Consider the following 21,169-nt stretch of genomic DNA (forward strand, 5'->3'; position numbering starts at 1 on the left):
ATCACCCCCGCCATTCGGCCGCACTTTGTCGAATGGCGGGGGTTTTTTTGCTGGTTCTCGCTGCCTTGATTCCCGCCCCGCGTTTCGCAAAAGCCGCGGACGTCGATACCGAACAGCTCGTTCACATCGCCCGAAACAGGCGATTGTCTGAGGCCCCCTACTGGCGCACCCTGCTCCACTGCCCGCAAAACATCCGTCCCTATCAAAGCTACATAGACGATCCCGCCTTCTTTCTGGCCGAGACGGGACAAACGGATGCCGACGCAGAATTGACGGCGCTCATCCGCACCTTTTGGGGGGCCACCCCGAGCGAGCGCCCCATCTGCCGATTCATTGCCCGCTACACCTGGGTGTATGAGCAGCTGGCCGATGTCATCGACACGCCCCCCCTGGTCTGTGAGGAAGCAGAGAGGCTTGAACCCTCCTCGGCGAGCCTGGTCTTTCCCACCTACCATCTCAACAATCCGGCCTCCATGTTCGGTCACACCTTCCTGACCATTGAGTCCGACTACCAAACCCCGGTCCTGGCCGATGCCATCAACTACGCCGCCATGCCGGACAGCCACAACCCCATCTCTTACATGTTCAAGGGCATTGCCGGCTCCTTTAAGGGGTACTACTCCATCCTCCCCTACTACAAAAAAATTCAGGAGTACGGGGACATGGCCCAAAGGGACATCTGGGAATACCCCCTGACCCTCACCCCCGAAGAGACCCGGCGCATGGTCCTTCACATCCTGGAGCTGAAGGAGAGCTACAGCTACTACTACTTTTTTGACAAAAACTGCTCCTACATGCTCCAGTTCCTTCTCGAAACGGCACGCCCGGGCCTTTCCCTCACCCATGAAAAAGGGCTGACCGTCATTCCCATCGACACCATCAAGGCCATGCAGAAGGCGGGACTCATCACCGAAGCCCGCTACCGACCCTCCATCGGAAGCCGTATTCAGGCAGGGATCGGGCGTCTTTCCCACACCGAAATCGGCCTGGCCCAGGACCTCAGCGACGGCACCCTCGACCCAAAGGCCTTTCTCGCCATGGACCTGCCCGAGAAGACCAAGCGCATCACCCTCGATCTGGTCTCCGATGTGGCCCGCTACCGGCGTGCCAAGGGAAAACTCTCACAGGCCGCGTTCAGGCCCCTCTTCCTCGGCACCCTCAAGGCCCGCAAAAACTTAGGCAAGGGAACACCAGACGAAAAAGCCGTGGAAGCGCCCCCTGAGCCCACCACAGGCCATGACGCGGCCCGAATCTCCGCCACCATCGGAACCCGCGACGGAGACAGCTTTGAAGAGTTCGCCATCACCCCGGCCTTCACCAACCTGCTCAACACCGATTACACGAAACGTGAAGGCATTCAGATCGAGTTCCTTCACGCCCGGGCCCGCTTCGACAACGACAAAGGGGATCTGAACCTCCAGGCCTTCACCCTCCTGGACATCCTCTCCCTCTCCCCCCGAAACGCATTCATCCGTCCCCTCTCCTGGACCTTTCACGCAGGGTATGAAAAGCGAATGACCGCCACCGGAGCCCTGAAGGGTGCTTACTCCCTGAGCGCCGCCACCGGCATGGCCTGGAACCTTTCAGATGAGAGTCTCTTCTTTTTCCTGCCCGAAGCCGAGCTCCTCGCCTCGGACGGCCTCGACAAAGGCGCCGCCCTGGGAGCCGGGCTCTACTCCGGGGTCCTCCTCTCCCCCACGGACCGCTGGCGCATGCTGCTCTCCGGCCACCTTGCCCGTCGCCTGCCCGACGACACCACCGAGTCCCGCCTGGCCTTCGAAAACAACCTGACGCTCAATCGCAACAATCGCATCGGCCTCTCCCTCTCCCGGACCGATGTCGACAGCCACCACGCCTGGGAAACCGCCCTCTCCTGGCATCACTATTTTTAAATAAAAAACGGGGAGACACGCCTTTTGCGTATCTCCCCGTCATATTAAATCAGGCCATCAGGTCATCGCTTACAGCGATGAAAACCTCGAAACCTTGGGCTTCACCTCAACCGTCTGCATCGTGCTCAACGCAGTGGCCAGGGCCTTCTGGATCCGTTTTTCATCCCAGGGATTTCTCAGGAAGGAGAGGCCGGTAAACCCTTCGGCTTTTGCCTGGAAGATGGCATCGCCCTTCTGGTCGAGAATCTGAATCCCCAGCACCACACGATACCGTTTGAAAAGAAGGTACTGGTCCTGATCTTCAATTTTCAAATGGGCAGAGAGGAAAGCCTCCTTTTTATTGGAGCCTTTCATCTTGTTCACCACCGTCTTCCGCAGCGAGGTCCCGGCCATAATATGGTGAAACTCTCGGTTGGCAGTTGCCGGATGATGCCATTCACAGGTCAGGCTGTCGAGTAAGGCGTCCACCTTGCTGCTTCCGGTTTTCAGGTCTTTCATATGCTCAAGCTTCTTTGCCCGACGCTGATCGGTCTTCAGATCAAAGCCGAAGGGAGCCAGGGCTTTTTTCATCTCCTTGTAGGTATCCATGCCCACATCCCCAAAGGAATGCCCACCGGCTACCTGCTTGGCCAGATCGATCACATCGGCGCCGCCGTCACTGGACACACTGTAGTGCCCCACAAGCACCGGGACATTTTTTTTATTCATCCAGTCCGGGTCTTTTTGAACCCAGGTGGACGCGCAGCCTGAAAGCAGCATGCTGGATACAAAAAGAACCATGATGGTCGCCAATCTTTTCCCATTCATACACCGTTTCCTCAAAACAAACCTCCAAAAGATCATACATTAAATAACAGCCCACCCCCCACCGGATGGACCCTTTCACAAAGACGCCAGGCAGTCACCCGCCGGTTCTTCTCCACTGCCGTCAAAAGCCACGGCCATCGATGAATCATCCGCCTCATCCATCCGACGCGTACGATTCATCACCTTCTGCCCTGGCACATAGCCCCATCATTTTTACACCTGAATTCAGCCTCAAAAAAAGTTAAAAAAAGGCCAATATTATTCTCCTCGGAACAGACAAAAGCGTCAGCAGCAAGGTGTTACTTCCTTGAAAGACAAGCATTACCGCAAAAAAAGAGTCGACCATTTAAACTGAAAAAAGCAAAAAAATCAAACCACACAACCACTGTTTACGGAACAGATGAGCAATAAAGCACTCCCTTGACAGACAAAAAAAGGGAGACGGCCCTTCGGCACATCTCCCCACGTTCCATGTTTCTTTCCACTCACCCCTCATGCGAATACGGACGCATCACAAGAGCTCCGCATGAAGAGTAAAGTGAATACGCGCTTCGTGTCGGAGGTCCTCCTGATGACCGACGGGAATGGCAATAATCAGCCGCCCGGAGAGTCGCTCACCCAACGCCAACCGCAGCCCCGTCCCGAAACTGGTCAGGTAATCATTGGCGTCGACCCCCTGCCCGTTGCCCTTAAAAGGAAAAGCCCCGCCATGGTCCACGAAAAGAAGCCCCCGGAGCTGCTCCCTTGCGGGCCGGCCATAAAACGTCGCATCCTCCAGCGGAAGGGGGTACTCCAGCTCGGCGCTCATCAGATACCCCCGGTCCCCCACGAGCAGCCCCTCATCATACCCACGAACCGTGGCCATCCCCCCCAGCTGGAACTGATCTGAGGAGGGAAGCAGATGGGTATTCGAGAGTTGATACGTCCCCTTAAGCAAAAGGGTCATTTCATCCGGAAGCTGTTGAAAGCGTAGCAGATGGCCCTTCAGGGTCCAGAAGTTGTCCCGGCTGCCATGGAGGGCAAAACCACGGGTCACCTCCTGATGAGTCATCCAGAGCCCCCCCTCGTCAAACCGCTGCCAGTCAAGCCCTCCGCTGTAATCGTGCACCCGGGAGGTGTAGAGGGTAAACCCGTTGGAGTCACTTTCCGATTCCTTCAGCTGGGCGCTGGTGAATGCGGTCATCTGAGAACGCGCTCCAGCCCACAGGAGATGGCTGACGCTCATCCCCAGGGTCCGGGAATCCCCCTTCAGGTTCAGGTCCCGGAACTCCCCCTTCTTGATCTCGACATCCCCCTCATCATACAACAGGGACAGGCGAGTCCCACGGTAATTAAAGGGAACCCCATACTCCAGATGAACACTCCGACTCCCCGTGGACTCGGTCCACTCCATGCTGGCGGAGTCGGCAACCCCCAGAATATTCCGGACGGTCATGCCCACGCCAGCCCTCTGCTCGCCGGTGTTCTCCCGGCCGAGGTTGTCCGCAAGCACATGGGCCTCCACCCGCTTGGGCTCCTTGACGTGAATCACCAGATCCGTGGTGCCGAAGCCCTTTCCGGGAACCATCTCGGACATGAGGGGGGTTTGATTGACCGCCATAAATCGGCGAAGATCCGTTTCCAGCCGATCCACCCGCACCAGGTCTCCCGGGACCAGGGTCAGGCTGTTTCGAAGGTAATCCTCCCGCATATCACGGGTTCCGTCGATGCGCACAGCCCCAACCCGGCCCTCCACCAGCCGAAGCCTCACCACGCCCTTTTCCACCGTCTGGGGAGGAAGAATGGCCCGAGCCGTCACAAACCCCTTCTCCCGGTAGAGTGCGTTCAACCTCTCTACGGCATCCAGGAGTTCATCCACGGTGACCAGGCGCCCCTCAAGGGGCCTCGTGACCGCCGCAATCTCCTCCGTGGTGAGAATCTCCGACGGGTCCGTTATAAACTCCGTCACCTGAAGGGTTCGGCTCCCCCCTTTTCGTGTCGGCGCGGGGCCTTCTTCGGGAACCGCCACCGCGTCCGGTGCCTCTTTGGCGCGCGTCGCATCCTTCAACCGCTTTTCGGTGCGATAGTAATCCTGAATCGACTCCCGGTTCTGGTCCACGTCCGCCGGGGACGGAGGAGCCGCAACCACCGTCCCCGCAAAAGCCAGAACGACTGCCATCATGCCTGCTGCAACATACGTCTTCATAAATACAATCTATCTTTCAGAGCCGATTGTCTCTGGTTGCTGGTTAATCCAATTTATCAATTGTTTTAAACGCCTGCCCCCGGCAGGGCCGCCGGAGGCATCGTTTTTTAAGGTGCCACCACGTCCAAAAGCCCATCCACGCCCATGCCCGCCTCTCCAAGGGCCACCGGCGGAACATCCAGTGAGACAGAAATTGGCGCGACCATCACCGGCACAGCGACAGCCACAACCCCCATGGCCATGGGCTCAGAGGCGGCCTTCTTCTGGGGTTCCGGCGGCGCGGCCTGGGCCAGCTCCTTCTCAGCCTGGCGCACCATGCTGTTCTCGGTACTGAACTCGTTGGTGATGAAGCGGTCATCGTAATTGACTGCGCGGGCGCTGGTGGTGACGTCAAACTCGGTCATCAAATGAGCGCTGAAGCGCTTGCCTTCGGGATAGAGCTGGAGGGTGCACGCCTGGGGAGTGAGGTTATCGTTGTCCGTGATGACATGGTTGTAGGCATTGCGAATATCTCCCCGTTTCAGGATCCTGGCAGAAGACAACAGAAGGTCATCAGACGCTACCCGTATATCAGCATTCACCGCCTGGAGATTGATGATCTCCACCCCGGGGGCCGCCTCCAGATCGAGATTTATACGGTCACTTGCCTTCCCCCCGGCCGTCTCCACATCCAGGGTCATGGGGCCCTCACCACCGTCATGACGAGCGGTGAGACGCACCGTCCCGCCCCGGACCACGGCGTCTCTCATAATCGCCTCATCCACGGTGACCGTCCCGGTTTCCAGGGAGGTCACCAGACGCATCTTCGGACTCGTCGCCGACCCCACGGAGAGGTGGCCACCTGCGGCCGTCAAATTTAAGGCCGTCGCCGCTGACGCGGTGGTCACCTCAAGGTTTCCGGCGTCAAGGAGCACATCCGCGGTGCCTTCCCGGCTGGTGAGGTTTTCAAGGACAAGGCCCTCTGCCTCCGTCACCGCAATATCACCCCGTGCGTCCAGGCAGACGGTGCCGTTGGAGGCGAGGACAATACGGCTACCCTCGGTACCAATCCCCCCTCCGGTGGACGTCACAGCCACGTTTTGTGCCGTCATATGCGTATCCTTACCGCCCCCCAGAATATCCCCGCCGGCTTTCAAATCCACGTCCCCGTCAGCCAGGAGGATGCGATTGATCACGAGTCCGTCGGCTTCCCTCAGGGTCACATCTCCTGCCGACGCCACCCGGACGTCCACGGAGCCCACACGGGTGTCGACCTCCACACTCCCTTGGGTGTCCACCACCAGGGAGTCGGAGGCAATCCGGGTCTCGGCATCGCCGTCATTGGCCAGGGAGTCCGCCTTCAAATGAATCGACGTCCCGGCGGTGACCGCCCCGGCCATAAGCGCCCCATCGGCCTCTTCAAGGTGAATGGACGTGCCGGCCGCCATATCCACCCGCCCATGGCTGTCAATCAGGATGACATCCTCGGCCGTCCCCACTGATCCGGCGGCGGAAAGGGTCACCCGGGTACCCTCCACATCGTTCCCTTCTGCCCGGCCGATGAGGTCTCCCTTTCGCGACCCAAGGGTCACATCCCCGCCGGTCTTTACCGACGCCAGAATCAAATCGCCCTCGGTCTCTTCCAGATGGACATCGCCATGGGCCGTCACGTCCACCGTGCCGGAGAGGGTGTCGGTATCGATCCCCCCGCCCACAGAAAGAACCACGCGATCGGCAGAAATATTTACCGCCTCCCCGTTGTGATCAGACAGGTTCCCGGCTACGGTCAGGGCCAGCCGACCTGCTGCCGTCACCCCGTCCAGGGCCAGATCACCATCGGCGATCACATAAATATCCTCAGAGGCGTTCATGGCACCCTCAGACGTTGCAATGCGGACCGCCTGTGCCGCCGAACCGATCTTCCCGTTTCTCGCCACCAGCTCGGCCCGATCCCCTGTCACATCCACCTCTTCATCGGCGTCGATGTCCACCAGGTTCCCCGCGGCCACCAGGCGCACCGTCCCTGAAGCAGAGGTGGCCCGGGTAAAATTGAGGTCGCCCTCCGTCTCTTCCACGTCAATCCCGGTGGCAGCGGCAAGGGTCAGCCTGTCTGAGTTCACATCCAAATTGACGGCCCCGGTCTCGGCGGTGAGAACGATGTCGCTGGCGGTGAGGTTCACCCCATCGTCGTTGGCATCTAAAAGCGACCCTCTGCCAGTGATCTCGATGGGGCCGGTGGCCGCCACCTCCCCAATAGCCAGATTGTTCTCGACGGCCGTCAGATGAACCGCCCCCTGGGCTGAGGCAGAAAGCGCCCCGCCCGCCCCGGTCTGGATCACCTCCAGGGCGTCGGCCGCGCCGATGCCTGCCGTGGCGCTCGTCAAATTAAAATGTTTTGCTTTCACGTTCCAGGTCCCGTCAACCCGGGCATCGGTGATGGCGTCCCGCACGTTCAGGACGGCGGAGCCCTGCTGGGCCTCCACCTGCCCCACCGCATAGCTGCCATTGGGTACAGAAACCGTTACAGAACCCGCGGTGGAGGTGATGCGGTCCGCCGTGAAGTCAGCGTGGTTGTTGGCCTGGACGTTCACATCGCCCCCCCCTTGAAGGGTACCGATCTCGTAAGCACCGGTGGCGCCAGGAGTCGTCTCCGTGTATTCAGCCGTGTCCCACTGGATGGTTTTCTCATCCTCCGTAAGTCCCGCTAAAACACACTCCCAGATAAAATCCGCCATGCCTGAAGGCTTCTGGATCGCCTCGCTGTGATGGGTGATCGTTTCGGTCACCACCCGGGTGGTGCCGTCCCGGAGTTCAAGGGAGAGGGCACCCCCGGCGGCAATACGCTCCAGCCGCGTGGTCTCCGTCAGGACATAATCCCCATCCACCCACTCTGCCGGCCCCTGACTGCGTGCCACCGTCAGGGCAAGGTTCCCATCCGCTTCGGCGGAGACGGTGCCCCCCTGCATGGCGACGTTCAAGGAATTCCCCGGGCTTCCGATATTCCCTCCGGCATCAAGATTCAGATGGGTGGCCCGAAGTTTCCCTGCATCCCGGGTCAGAATATCACCGGTGTCCGTCGTAATCGCCACCGTCCCAAACTCATTGTTGACAGCTTTCGTCATCACCACATCGCCCCCGCCCACGCTATCGATGGAGACGGTGCAGCCTTTATCGGTTCCAGAGATGACGGTAAAATCATGAGAATTTTTGGCGATCACCTCAACGGCGGGCTCGCCGTTGTACTCACCCATCACCTGAATCTCACCCACCTTGAGATTTTTATTCGACCGGTTCGTCACGTTGACGGTGTCGTAGCTGTTCTTGATGGAGATCACCCCGGCCCCCTTAACGGTCCCGTCGATTGCGGAGAGAGTCACCTTGCCGATCTTGTCGTTGATGATGTCCTTCATCACCAGTTCGCCGTCCACCTCGCTTACCGCATCAGCGGCTCCCTTTTCGAGGTGCCCATTCTCATCGATCACCAGCTCGGGATTGGCCGAGCCCATAAGAGACACATTGGCATCCATCAGAATGCTGCTGCCCGTCTCCCGGGAGCCTGTTATGTTTCGTGTTTCGGTGCTGTTCATGATGGTTTCAATGGTCTTGGTAATCCATTTAACAATCTTTTTCACGGCCCGCCCCACAAAAGGAATCCAGGAAAACACTTTAGAGATGGTTTTTATGGTGGTGGTGATGAGCTTGACCACGGTCTTGGCATCGGTATCGGCATGACGGGAGTAGCTGCTGTCGGCAATGGCCGATTCCGTTTCAACCGTCAGGGCAGAGGTATGAAGCGTGGCCCCTTTCGTCAGCACCACATCGGCATGGGCCTTCACCGTCCCGTCGGCATTGGACACCAGGCTTCCCGTAACCCCACCGCCAATCTTTGAGTTGGCGATACTCAAAACCGACATATTGTCCTGACGGGCCAGGATATTAATCGCTTTCTCACCTGTTATTTTAGCATTCTCAGCCACTGTCACCTTGGCGTTCGTGGTGATATCCACTTTGGCTGTGGAGGTCGAATGAGAACCCAGAGCATAGGTCCGGGTAAACGAATCCGCCGTGCCCCTTAGATAAGCGGTCCGAGAGGTGAGGTTCACGGTATCGGCCTTGAGGGTAGCACCATTACCGATCGCAACGGTGGTCGTATTGTCCACAACCACGGAGGCCGTAATACCGTTCCCGGTGGTGCACCCCAGAGAATCCTGTTTTCCCCGAGCGACCGCCGAAATACCGGCTACGGCCTCAACATCCACCGTGTCCCCGGCTGTGAGTTCGGCTCCCTCCCCCACCTCGGAGGTGGTGGACGTGGTCACCGTCACCGAAGCATTCGTCTTGATAATGCCAACAATGCCGCCGGCACCGCCGTAGCCTGCGGTTTCCCCGGAAAACCGATTGTCCCCTTCTTTGGTCTCGTCATACTCTCCGGCATAGATGAGGGTTGCTGACTTGACCGCTCCATTGTTCCCCGCGTTCAGATGCGCCGAATCCCCCACCCGGGATCGGGTCGTTCCATTGATCACGGTGGACGCATCGATACTTCCCGCGGCGATCCCCCCGATGCTGCACCCCGCCGCGGTGCTGCTTGCCACCACTTCATTGGCCGACAGCACCTGGGCATCACCGGTCACCCGCGCCTGGGCTCCATCAGCCATTTCACTGAGAACGTTGCTGGTCACCGAGGTCTGCGCGCTCGCACCGGCACCGCTGGCGACCCCTGCCGAACCCGCGGTGGCTTTCGATGTGGCGCTGCCACCAAAATGGGCGTCAATGTTCAGGCTCCCAACCTGGGTCTCCGTGGCCTGACCCACCCGGGCATTCTTCCCAAGACGGGCCGTCACCTCGGAGTCCCGCTGGGTACGCGCCAGGGCCACCCCCCCGGAGAGAGCTCCCACAGCCGCGCCGAAGGCCTCGGTCTTCACATCTCGGCTTTCCACGGCCGAGAGATTTAATGTCCCAGCCTTGGCGATGGTATTGCCTTCCCCTGTGTATGCCAGGGTCACGTTGGCCTCGTCCAGTTTGGCCAGGGCACCACTCACGCCCACAAGCCCCCCGGCTCCGGCAAGGGCCTTCACGGTCGAAGCCTGCCCTCCCAGGTTGCGTGCAGCCGCGGAAATCGTAAGATCTGAACCGGCTGAGAGCGTATTTGTCGCCCCGGTGAAGGCCTGAGTGTTGCTGCGGATCCTGGCAATGGCCACATCACCACCCAGCCCCACAAGGCCTCCGGCCAACGCACCCGAGCTCACCGCCACATGGGTCTGATCCAGGGCGTCCACGGTCAAATTCCTGCCGGCACGAAGGGTCACCCCTGACCCTGTGGATGCCTGGGTCTCCAATGTCGTATTCGTGGCGCTGAGGTCGTCTGAAACGGAAGCCCCCGATCCCTCGGCACGGCCATCGACCAGGGCCCCGGTGGTCTCTCCCCCGATGGCCTTTTTTGCTTCGCTGCTCAACGATTCTCCCACAAAAAGAAGGGAGGTGGCCCCGCTGACACCGACCGTCCCCCCGCCGGCAGCGGCCACGGTCTTTGATGAGATCTCTTTATTCGAAGTTGCAGAAACAGAGAGGTCCCGATCTGCGGACACCACAGAGTCCTTGCCGATCTCTGCCTTTGTGATAGTCCGCACCATGGCGATATCGGCTGAGGCCCCAACACCGACCACCCCGCCTCCGGCAGCGCTGCCCCCGATACCACTCAGCTTCAAATCATGAAGGGCCGAAACAGCGACATCCTGAAGAGTCCCCCGTTTCCGGCTGTTGATGATGGCCTTCTCCCCCATAAGGGCTTTTGTGGAGGATTTCAGGGTGGCAACAGAGACGGCCCCGGCCACCCCCACGGTACCGCCCCCCGCCCCACTGATGGTCAGGCTGTCAGCCTCTTCGTGGGCCTCGGCTTTCACCGTGAGGGTCCCCACGGCATCAAGCGTGTTGGTTTTCCCTGTCTGGGCCTGGGTGAGGTTGCCCACGGTCATCACCGAGACCGCCCCGCCGATTCCGGCCACCCCCCCTCCGGCGATGCTCGCGGCGACATGATCCAATGTGGCATGAACAAGAGCTGAGAGGGTCAAACCCCCACCGGCAGAAAAATCCACATGATCCCCGGTGGCCGCCGTGGTGCTGTTCTTCATCACCGTGACCGTGGCCGTTCCGGAGACCCCGGCCGTTCCGGCCCCAGCGGCGCTGATGGTTCCTGCGGCCAGGTCATTGTCAAAAGCACTCTTAACGGCAATGTGTCTGCCTGCGGCCACCTGTGTTCCCGCGCCCACCCATGCGTCGGTTTGGGATGCCATCACGGTGGTGGCGCTGCTCAAACCCACGCCAACATTTCCGGCGCCGGCCACGGCCCCTGCAAAGGTCCGGGTCCGGGACTGATTCGACGCTTGAATTGTGGTGTCCCCGGTGGTGATGATCTTCGCGCCATCCGCCACCGCCGCCTCCGTGGTTTCCGCCACATGGTTGAGAGCAAAAGAACCGGACACAGCCAGAGTCCCGCCCGCAGTGCCCGCCACCGCCTCGGCATAATGGTTGGAGGCTTTGCGATGGTTTTCCGGGATCAACCCCTTAAGCCCATCCAGAGAGGGTGCCTCCCCAACGCGCTTGCGTGTGGCTGAAAGAGCCAGGGAATCCGCGATCACACTCCCGCCCACAGATGCCTGGGTCGTTGAATTTGCATTAAGAAGGGCAAAACCCGCTCCGATCCCCACCGACCCTGCCGCCGAGGCCGACCCAGCAAAGGCAGAGAGACGCTCGGTGTCGGTGGCCGACACCGTGGTCGCCCCGGCATTGACCAGCCCGTCCTCAATGGCGGCCCGTGTGGTATTGGCGGCGTTCACAATGGCCAGTGAACCCGCCACGCCGATGTTCTTTGCGCCAGCCCCGGCCACGGCCTTTGCGGCAAGGCACCCATCCTCCGAAGAACGGGCGTTGCGGCGTGCCTCGGCAGCCACGATCAGATGACCTCCGGCCGTTACGGTGGTCTTTCCTCCACCAGCCGCTTCCGTGGGGGTGTAGCCAACCACGGCTTCCGTGGTCTTGCCCAGGCTGGTGATGGCCACCCCCACGCCGATGCCGAGACCACTGGAGACCGCAGCCCCTGACCCCTCGGTCTCAAACATAGAGGCCTCCGTAGCCGTGATCTCCATGTTCCCTGTGCTCTTAACCGTCACCCCCGATGCGATGCCACTTCGTGTGATATCATCCACATCGTTCACCCCCACGGCCGCCGCCACGGAGATGCCACCCTTTCCCGTCTTGGCCTTATGTTTGGAGAGCGCCTTGGAGCTCTGGGGCTTTTCAGGCGCTGTGTCGCTTTCCGATGTTTTACCAAACTCACCGGAAAAAATACCCTCTTCCAACGTCTTGAACCGATTCAGGTAACGCGCCAGGGAGAGCCCCATGGCGGTGGCGATAGCCGACACCGTGTCGGACCCGGTGCGGGTTGCAGCAACCGACAAATCACCGGTCACAGTCAAACCCCGGTTCACCATGGCTTCGGTGATGGCGTGGTTGGTGCCAATGGCCACGCTGGCCCCCACAGCGGCTTTATCGCCACTGGCGTCCCCACGGGATTCCGTGGTGTTGGAGTCAACAGCGGAAGCCACAAGCGTCACGGAACCGGTCACAAGGCCGGTGCCCGCCTCAATCATGGCTCGGGTCTCATTTTTATCGACCGTCAAGGCCACCGCCGCATCCAGGGCCACGGCGCTTGTGGCCGAAGGATCAGTGCCTGCAAGGCCCTCCGGGTCTTCGCCAGCTGCGGCCGACGTTATCTGATGATTTTCGCTGTCTGCCCGAAGATCCAGGCTTGCAGCCCCCGTCATCTGTGCCTCGCCACCGACCCGTGCCAGGCTTTTGCTGGCGACATCATTCAAGGAAAATGAGGCACCCACCCCCATGCCCTTTGCCGCCCCGCTTCCCGAAGACGACCCCGAGGCCACCGCCCCGGCGATGGAGGTGGCCACACTCCGGTTGCTGGCTTGAATCATCACGGCCTCAGTGATGCGCAGGAGGCCATCGACGAAGGCCTCAACTGTATTGGTCACCACATTGATCGCTACGGACCCAGCGATGGCCAGCTTGCTGCCGCCGGCACCGGCCGTGGCTGTGGCAGAAAAGGCGTTCGCCTCCTCGCTGGCGTCGGAAGTTTTCGAATCGAGCGTCAACGAGACGGCCTGCACGTCGGCACCTGCGTCAATGGACGCAAGCCCGGACTGCGTTGCCACGTTGATGGCCACACCAGCCCCGATCCCGGCCTTACCGCCTGAGGCCGCGCCATCTCCCGCAGCCGAGGCACCCAATAACGACCCATTGGTCAACGTTACGGTGCCCCCGGATGAAACCTTTGCCCCTGAACCCATGCGGGCCTGACTGTGACTTTCGGCATCGGTAATCCCCACGGCGGCGGCAAAACCAACCCCACCTTCCGAGGCTTCTGCTTTTGTCGCGGTCTTCCCAGTTTTACCGGGCTTATTGGCCTTCTTTTTCATGGCGTTTTTAAAGGCAAAAAATTGACTCACCTTCGCGTTGAGGCTCCCGTCTTTGGGCTCATCGCTGCTCCCCCCGGCCGAGGCGATGCCGGTGCTGGAGACACTCACCCGGCTCTCGGCCGTCACATCAATGGCGCCGGTGGCGGCAAGGCTCCGGTCGATGGCTGCCGTGTTCTCATCTTCGGTCAGGGCCAGAGACACAGACATCCCCACGGCAGCCGTCTCGCCACCGGAGGCGTCCCCATTGGCCAGGGTCGTGTTGTCATGGAGGTGCACCGAGGAGAGGCTCACCTCCCCCCCCACCGCCACCTGGCCTGTACCTGCAGAAACAACGGCCCCTGTGGTATCACAGGTCCCGGACAGGGCCAGCACCGGCACGATGGCGATGCCGCCGGAGGTTCCAGAGACCGCTTCCGTGTGGCTGGTATTCTTTGAGTCGGCCGTCAGACGCAGGTCGCCGGTTAAATCAGCCGTGGCCTCCCCGGCCAGCGTTGCGGTCGTCTCGTTCTCGGCAAAGTTAAGGGCCACGGAGGCCCCCACCCCCACACTTCGTGCAGGATCGGCCGGCGCACCGGTGGCGGTTTCATAGGTGGCGAACAAATCGTCCACGGTCGTGTAATCAGCCTCCTCAGGAGACCCGTCAGCTATCGCCTCATGGGTGGTGGCATTCGTCGCCGAGAGAGAGAGATTGGCCGCCGTAATGTGGGCAGCATCCGTCACCACGGCACGGGTGAGGGTCTCCAGGTTGTCAATGGCCAGCGCTCCGGCAAAGCCCACACCGTCGGCGCTCTGGCCGGAGTAGGCCTTTGTGGAGAAACTCTGGTCGGGGTCGGCAAGGGGCTCGCCGCCATCCTCCGGCACCTGGGGATCCATATCGGTACAACCGGCGGTCACGGTGACGGTGCCCCCCGCCTTCACAGTCGCCCCCAGCTCCGCGCTGTTGGCGACACGACCCGTGGAGATGGCCACAGCCGCCCCCACCCCGTGACTCCCACCACTGGTCATCCCACTGGCCAAAGTGTCCACGTTGGCAAGACTCCGGGTTCCCACCGTCACATCCCCATCCGTGATCACCGTACCTGTCGTGTCCATGCGGGCGGTCACGGCATGGCCTGTTTTTGCAAAGGCCACGCCTCCGGCCACCTGGGATCCAGAAGCACCGCCTCCCAAGGCCCCAGAAGCCTTGTCAATGAGGCTGTTGACCTCGGCCTGCTGGCCTTCATCTAAGGCACCTGTCCCCGCCAGCACATCTTTCAACAGCCCACTCGATGCCTCTGCGTCAGAGGTCACGCCAGACTGCGCATACGTGTTTTGGGTGGTTTTCCCGTCGGCCGTCACCGATACATTTTTAGCTTTTGCCACCGCGGCGTTGCCTGTCAGCTCGGAGGTGACCTCTTGCGTTACAAAGGAAAGAGACAGAGAAGCGGCGGCACCGGCACTGCCCACCAAGGTCGCATCGGCAACGGTCGCCACCTCAGTGAGGCCCCGGGCATGGACCCGAAGATCCCCGCCGGTGGAAACAGTGGTGTCCCCGCCAATGCGGGCCGTGGCTGTGTTGGTGACATCGGAAAGAGAAAAAGACGCCGCACCGGAAATCGGGGAGGCCCCCCCTATGGTCGTGGCACTCTTGGCCGCTGACAAGGTAGTGGCGGCTTGGGCGTTAACGGAGACATCCCCGGTGGTGGTCTCCAGAGAAGAGGCTCCCGTCACTACGGCCTGGGCCGTGGTGACGGCCCTCCCGATGGCAAGACGGGCAGGCCCGGCATACGTCAGCCCCTCTAAGGCCAGGGCCGTGGTGGCCTTCGAATCAAGAGAGAGTATCCCACCGGCTTTAAGCGTGCTGTCGGCGACCGTCAGGTCTGCCGTCGCGGAACGAAGTTCGAGCACCCCGTTTGACATATCAGGGGCCTGGGTCGCCGTGGCAGAAAGGGTCAGAGCCTCTGTGGCTGTGAGCTTGGAACCGCTCACGTTGAGGGTGGCTGAAATCGTATTCAACGGATTAAGGCTGTCTGAATCAACGGTGGAGACAAGGGAGACGTTCCTGCCTCTCACCACCGCCCCGGTCCCCAGGTAAAGGCTGGCCGAACTCTCTCCCTCGGCCACAAGCTGGATATCCCCCGGATTGCTGGAGAGAGTCCCGATGTTCACCACATCGGAAAAATCGATCTCCGCCCCAGTAAATTGAGCCCCAGAAAGAAGCTGGCCACCCACCTGAAGAGAGCCGGCTTTCAGCGCAATGGAATCGATTGCGTTGAGGGTCCCCTCAATGGAAATCAGGCCGCCCGGCACGAGGTTCACCCGTGCAATGGCACCACTTTCGACCCAACCTTTCGCGTTGGCATCCTCTGCCACGCCCGCCAGGAGATCATCAGACCATGTCAACGTGGGCGTTGCCACGTTAAGGCTCCCCACATTCACAACCCCCGTGGCCCCCACGACAAAGCCCTGCGGACACGCGAAATACACATTGCCACCGATGACATGCTCATCGCCTATTTTTTTGATGGCATTGAGAACACCGTTGACGGTGGCTTGCTCGCCTCGGACCACGTTGAGAAGGTTATTTGTCCCATCCGGCAGATGGAGGTTCACCGTGTCCATGGACTCAATGCTGAAGTGATCAAAGGCGTTGTAGGCATTGACCCCGCGCGTTGTTCCGGTGGTGATATTGATCAGATGAGAATCATCCGCAACCGTCGCAATATCGGTCAGCGTCGACCCGGCGGGGGTGATATCCGCAGCCAGCAGCATGCTCAATCCCAGGCTGTTCAGCGCCATCTGAAAACAGAGGAACCAAACAAGAACCGGTTTATAAGGCAAGCGGCTTTTCGTCAGAAGCCCCAAAAATCCACACCCACGACCATTCAACATCCTGTCCCCCATATACCTTGCGTTCCCGATGCGCCCGTTCGCGCTTATCTAAAAGACAAATTTCCGAAAACGTTTTTTATACACTTGAAAAACTACAAAAAAAAGTTAAAAGAAGGCCAAAAAATTGTTATTATCCTTCTATAACAAGCAAAGAGTGGGGATTGACTTAAACCCCATTTTTGGCATATTAATTACTATTAATTCGCTGAATCGATTGCTTGACAAAACACCCAGAGAAACAAAGGCATGGGTATACGAGAGATAAAAGTGAGTGCACAGGGAACATCCGCTGCCTCAGGCAGAAAATCGCCTCATGAGCCCATCGGGGGGGCCCCCATGCTGACTTAAGCCGTTACAGAGTGGTTTGCTATGAATGTACTTGTTGTCGAAGATGAACAGACCGACTTCCTCCTGATCAAACACGCCATCGGACAGCTGGGTGATACCTATCGGGTCCTTCATGCCGAAGGGTGCAGGGAGGCGATGTGGGCCATCCAGGAGACCCCCATTTCCCTGGCCCTGGTGGACATCCTTCTGCCTGACGGAGACGGGTATAAAATTTCAGACCACCTGAAGGCCCAGGGCATCCCCTTTGTCATGGTCAGCAGCAAGTCCCTGCCGAAGCATGCCATACGTTGCCTGAAATCAGGGGCCGAAGACTACATCCGAAAACCTTTTGATATGGATGAACTGGTGGCACGTCTGGAGTGCGTCCTTCGAAGAACCCCGGCCCCTGCCATCGATGAAATAAAAGGAACGAGTCTCCAGAAAGCCGCTCTTCCCATCGACCTGACGCCCATCGAACATCAACTGCTGAACCGACTCCACCTGGATTACGACACCTATATTTCTTCCGACGAGCTCATAGAAACAGTCTGGGGCTCCACCAACCTGGAAACATCCAAGGGGGCCTTACGGACCTACATCTCCCACATCCGAAAAAAACTCGCCCTCGTCCAGAGCCCTTTGTCCATCGTCAGCAAATGGGGCCGGGGCTACCGCCTGACCGCCGCCGGGAAGCCCAAGGCATGAGCCGGGTCGGCCAGAAAGAGACCCCCTCCGCCCCGCTTCGGTCCGTCCCATGAAACTGTCCCTTAAAGTGATCACCATCTTCTTCATCAGCGTCCTCACGGCCCTGGCGGTCATGGCGGTCATCGGCATCAACCTCTCCATCCGGCAATCAACAAAAAACCTCAAAGAGACGGCGAACATCGCCCTCACCACCCTCTCCTCCACTCTCTCCGAAGACATCGGCACCGCCTTTGCCCAGATCGAGGAGATCGCCACCCACGACACCGTGACCACCCTTCTTCAAACGCCGGTGACCGGATCCGATCGCCGAAAGGCCCTTGAGCAAGGGGTTCAGGCTCTTCTCAGCGACTACAAACAGTTCAACAAAAACTACCTCTACGTCTATCTTGGCGCCCGGGACGGCTCCCTGATTGTGGACCGAGACATTCGCCTGCCCGAAGGCTACACCCCGGTCACCCGCCCCTGGTACATCGAAGCACTGCGCTGCCCCGGCCAGCCCCTTATCAACGATATCTACCTGAGTGTCCCCGGCGGGTACCCGATGGCCTCCATCTCAAGGTCTGTCCTCTCCCGATCGGGCACGGTCCTCGGTGTGGTGAGCATCGATTTTCTTTTTTCCCGCTACCAGAAAATCATGCAGAGCCTGGCCTTCCAGTCCGGGTTCATCGTCATCACCCACAACAACACCTCAGTGATTGCTCATTCCAAGGACCCCGACGCCGGATTTACCCGCCTCACCACCCTTAAGAACACCGATCTCAGCCGTGCCAACGGGGCTATAAACGGAGAAATCGTCACCATCCATGGCCAGGAGTACACCGCCTATATCAAGGACATTCAGCGTTACAAACTGAAAATTCTCACCTTTATCTCTGAATCTACCCTCCATAAAGCGCGGATGAGTTATATCCTTCTCTACGCCTTCACCGCCGCTGTGATTCTTCTCATCGTCGGCATCACCGGCTCCCACCTGGCTCGTAACACCCTCCTTGTGGAGCAGGCTTCGATTAAAGCCAAACACGATTTCTTCAAAAACATGAACCATGAAATCCGGACCCCCTTGAATGCGGTCATGGGCTTTATTGAACTCCTCAGCGACACCCCGCTGAATAAAAAACAGACCACCTACATCGGCCACACAAAATCAGCGGCCAAACACCTTTCCCGTATCGTCAATGATGTGCTTGACATCTCAAGCATGAACGCCGGAAAATACAGAATCATAAAGCATGATTACATCCTCCACGACCTCATCGGGCATATTGTGGCCCTGGTGGAACAGACCGTGGGGAAAAAACCCATCCGACTCCATATTTCCGCCTCGTCGGAGATTCCACACGCCCTTCGCGGCGACAGCATGCGCTTGAAACAGGTGCTCCTCAACATTTTGCACAATGCTGTCAAATTCACGGACAGCGGCATCATCTCCCTTCGTATCGGATGCCAGCGTATCGGGTGCCAGGCAGAAGGAGAAAAAATCTGTCTGGCATTCACCATCACCGATACCGGAACCGGCATTGCCCCGGAACACCTGCCCCATGTTTTCGAAGAATTCACTCAATTTTCAACCCACCAGGTGCAAGGGACAGGGCTCGGACTGGCCCTGACCCGGCATCTGGTGGAGCGTATGGGGGGAGGCATCACCTGCACCAGCACGCCAGGCAAAGGAACCCGTTTCGACTTTCATGTGTTCCAGGAACCCGTTGACCCCCAACGATCTCTCGCGACCCTGAAGCCCCTGCCCACCCCCGGTACCCCCTCTCTTGGCTTTTCGGCCCCTGAGGCATCAGTCCTCCTGGTGGAAGACGACCCCTTAAGCCGCACCATGATCACCGAGCTGTTGTCCCGGCACCGCATCACGGTCCATACAGCCAAAACAGGCTCAGCCTTCCTCCAGGCCATGGACTCCGATCAGCCATTCGATCTGGTCCTCACCGATATCAAACTCCCGGGAATCAACGGCTACACGGCCACAAAGCAATTAAGGGCTCTGATGCCGCCACGGCCTCTGCCCCCCATCATCGCCTTCAGCGCCGGAGACACGATGAACCCGATGAAACCCGGTCCCTTCGATGCCTGCATCCAGAAACCCATCGACCTGGCCCTCTTTCAGAAGACGCTGCTCACCTGGCTTCCCGAAAACAAAATCCAACGAAAGACCACACCGTCTCCCGTACTGGATGCCTCAGGCGGTGAACATAAATACGGCCGGGACCTCTACCTGAAACTGCTGTGGGTCTTTCGGGAAAATCATGGGAATGGGGTAAACATCATGGAGGGCATGGCAAAGGAAGGAAAATTTTCCGAGCTGGAGGTGAGGGTGCACCGATTCAAAGGCGCCTTGATGAACATCGGCGCCCATGAAACGGCAGGTATCGCGGCGGCCATTGAGCACCGACTCGAAGCCGGAGACCCCATCAAAAAAGAAGAGCTGCACCCCCTGCGGCAGGCCGCCGACAGGGTGATGGAGAAGGTAAACGCCCAGATCCGAGAGATGGAGGGACGAGATGAAGGGACGGACAAAACAGAGCTGAAAAATTGGCCTTAATCTGCAAGCGATGACGACAGGCGTTTCTTCAGCCTTTCGATGCGCTTGCGGTTGACGCCAAAATCGCTGTAACCGCTACGAGAGGCCGATCGGAAATGAAGGGTTCCCTCGACCTCATCGATCAAGACCTCCACGTCATCCACAAAACGGAAAAGAGCCGAACGGACTTCGGCGTGAAGATAGTGGTCGGTGCGGGTGACAAGGGTGACGCGCGGGGTCTCCATCAGAAGAGAGACGATGCGATCCATGGTATCGGCCGGGGAACCCGAAAAAGACAGGGGGGCCACCCGGTGTTTTTCATCCTCGGCCCGGGTGGAGACACAGTTGGGAGACTGGGGACAGGGGGCCAGCGCGCCGTCTGTAACGCCGAGGTTCCGGGGCCTTTTGGACAAACCAGACGAACACCCGAGAAATACGCACAAAGCCAGGAGCACAAGAAGAAAGGGCTTGAGAGTCATAACCACCTCCACAAAACGGGTTGGCGAAAAAACCTTAAGCTGAATCTCACTGCATCATAAACGCTGTTTAAAAACGACGCAAGAACGGTCACCAGGGCCATCGCATACGGCTGTGCCACCGACACGCTTTCCAGAGGCTATTTCCGAACAAACAGAAAAATATCCGTTGTCAGGCTTCCATCCGGTTCCGGGTAATCGCTTTGATGGGTCTCCACAATGGAGAGATGATTTTCTGCAAGCCAGTCTTTAACCTGATCCGGGTCATGGTAGATAAAATGAATCTCGCCGCCATCGGAGAAACACGCGGTTTCATAGCCGTCTTGTTTGCCCACCATGAAGCTCAGATAAAGCGCCCCGCCGGGAGCCAAAAGGGAGGCAACCTTGTCGATAACCTTCCGGGCCTCTGCCGATGTGATGTGCACGATACAAAACGAGGCGATCACGGCATGGAACGGCCCGATCTCGGGAAGTGCCCGGATATCCCCCACCTGAAAATCACCCTGCGGCACATGGGCCTGTGCCCGCTTTACCATCTCGGGCGACAGATCGATCCCGGTGAGTCGCACTTTTTTTTCACTCAAAAGCACCGCATTGTTCCCCGGACCACACCCGATGTCCAGCACCGCGTCGCCATCCGTCACGTACCGGTCCCGAAACCGGACCATCATCTCCTGATACGCCGGGTAATCCATAAACTTATCTGCATAGGCACCTGCGCATTGATCGTAGGTGCGGATGGTGGTTTCCATGTGTTTTGTCATGAGGGGCTCCAAAAAAAAAGGCTAAAGGCTAAAGGCTAAAGGCTAAAGGCTAAAGGCTAAAGGCTAAAGGCTAAAGGCTAAAGGCTAAAGGCTAAAGGCTAAAGGCTAAAGGCTAAAGGCTAAAGGCTAAAGGCTAAAGGCTAAAGG

General features: G+C 59.0%; 8 protein-coding genes. 3 read left to right on the forward strand and 5 right to left on the reverse strand.

Annotated features, from left to right (window positions below):
- The first annotated feature begins 47 nt into the window (after positions 1-47).
- On the forward strand, positions 48-1,892 hold the full coding sequence (locus tag Q1Q75_RS17360; RefSeq protein WP_300673179.1) for a DUF4105 domain-containing protein: 1,845 nt from the start codon (positions 48-50) through the stop codon (positions 1,890-1,892).
- A gap of 69 nt (positions 1,893-1,961) precedes the next feature.
- Here the strand turns inward: Q1Q75_RS17360 and Q1Q75_RS17365 are convergent, their stop codons facing one another.
- The 3 genes from Q1Q75_RS17365 to Q1Q75_RS17375 all read right to left on the reverse strand — a co-directional run bounded on the left by Q1Q75_RS17365 (position 1,962) and on the right by Q1Q75_RS17375 (position 16,223).
- A complete protein-coding gene (locus Q1Q75_RS17365; RefSeq protein ID WP_300673181.1) occupies positions 1,962-2,699 on the reverse strand; it encodes a hypothetical protein in 738 nt (245 codons plus the stop codon).
- A gap of 511 nt (positions 2,700-3,210) precedes the next feature.
- Positions 3,211-4,884 carry a ShlB/FhaC/HecB family hemolysin secretion/activation protein gene (locus Q1Q75_RS17370; RefSeq protein ID WP_300673183.1) on the reverse strand — a complete coding sequence of 558 codons (1,674 nt, stop codon included), beginning with the start codon at positions 4,882-4,884 and terminating at the stop codon, positions 3,211-3,213.
- Positions 4,885-4,991: 107 nt separating this feature from the next.
- Positions 4,992-16,223, reverse strand: a complete 11,232-nt coding sequence (locus Q1Q75_RS17375) for a leukotoxin LktA family filamentous adhesin (RefSeq protein ID WP_300673185.1) — start codon at positions 16,221-16,223, stop codon at positions 4,992-4,994.
- A 369-nt stretch (positions 16,224-16,592) separates the two neighbouring features.
- On the opposite strand from Q1Q75_RS17375, the gene Q1Q75_RS17380 reads away from it, so the two are divergent.
- Entirely contained in the window at positions 16,593-17,255 is a 663-nt protein-coding gene (locus Q1Q75_RS17380) for a response regulator transcription factor (protein ID WP_300673187.1), read from the forward strand.
- Between the two features lie 49 nt (positions 17,256-17,304).
- A complete protein-coding gene (locus Q1Q75_RS17385; protein ID WP_300673189.1) occupies positions 17,305-19,803 on the forward strand; it encodes an ATP-binding protein in 2,499 nt (832 codons plus the stop codon).
- Here the strand turns inward: Q1Q75_RS17385 and Q1Q75_RS17390 are convergent.
- Together Q1Q75_RS17390 and Q1Q75_RS17395 are read right to left on the reverse strand one after the other, a co-directional pair.
- The gene (locus tag Q1Q75_RS17390; RefSeq protein ID WP_300673191.1) at positions 19,800-20,261 is read right to left on the reverse strand and encodes a DUF1499 domain-containing protein; all 462 of its coding nucleotides are present in this window, start codon (positions 20,259-20,261) and stop codon (positions 19,800-19,802) included. The genes Q1Q75_RS17385 and Q1Q75_RS17390 overlap by 4 nt on opposite strands.
- 137 nt (positions 20,262-20,398) lie before the next feature.
- Entirely contained in the window at positions 20,399-21,022 is a 624-nt protein-coding gene (locus tag Q1Q75_RS17395) for a class I SAM-dependent methyltransferase (protein WP_300673193.1), read from the reverse strand.
- Positions 21,023-21,169: the final 147 nt, after the last annotated feature.

It is taken from the genome of Desulfoluna sp. (genome assembly GCF_030145185.1).
Taxonomy (GTDB): Bacteria; Desulfobacterota; Desulfobacteria; order Desulfobacterales; family Desulfolunaceae; genus Desulfoluna.

Coding starts and splice junctions, on each gene's coding strand:
- Q1Q75_RS17365 (WP_300673181.1), bottom strand. CDS start 2,699: ATGAATGGGAAAAGATTGGCGACCATCATGGTTCTTTTTGTATCCAGC.
- Q1Q75_RS17370 (WP_300673183.1), bottom strand. CDS start 4,884: ATGAAGACGTATGTTGCAGCAGGCATGATGGCAGTCGTTCTGGCTTTT.
- Q1Q75_RS17375 (WP_300673185.1), bottom strand. CDS start 16,223: ATGTTGAATGGTCGTGGGTGTGGATTTTTGGGGCTTCTGACGAAAAGC.
- Q1Q75_RS17380 (WP_300673187.1), top strand. CDS start 16,593: ATGAATGTACTTGTTGTCGAAGATGAACAGACCGACTTCCTCCTGATC.
- Q1Q75_RS17385 (WP_300673189.1), top strand. CDS start 17,305: ATGAAACTGTCCCTTAAAGTGATCACCATCTTCTTCATCAGCGTCCTC.
- Q1Q75_RS17390 (WP_300673191.1), bottom strand. CDS start 20,261: ATGACTCTCAAGCCCTTTCTTCTTGTGCTCCTGGCTTTGTGCGTATTT.
- Q1Q75_RS17395 (WP_300673193.1), bottom strand. CDS start 21,022: ATGACAAAACACATGGAAACCACCATCCGCACCTACGATCAATGCGCA.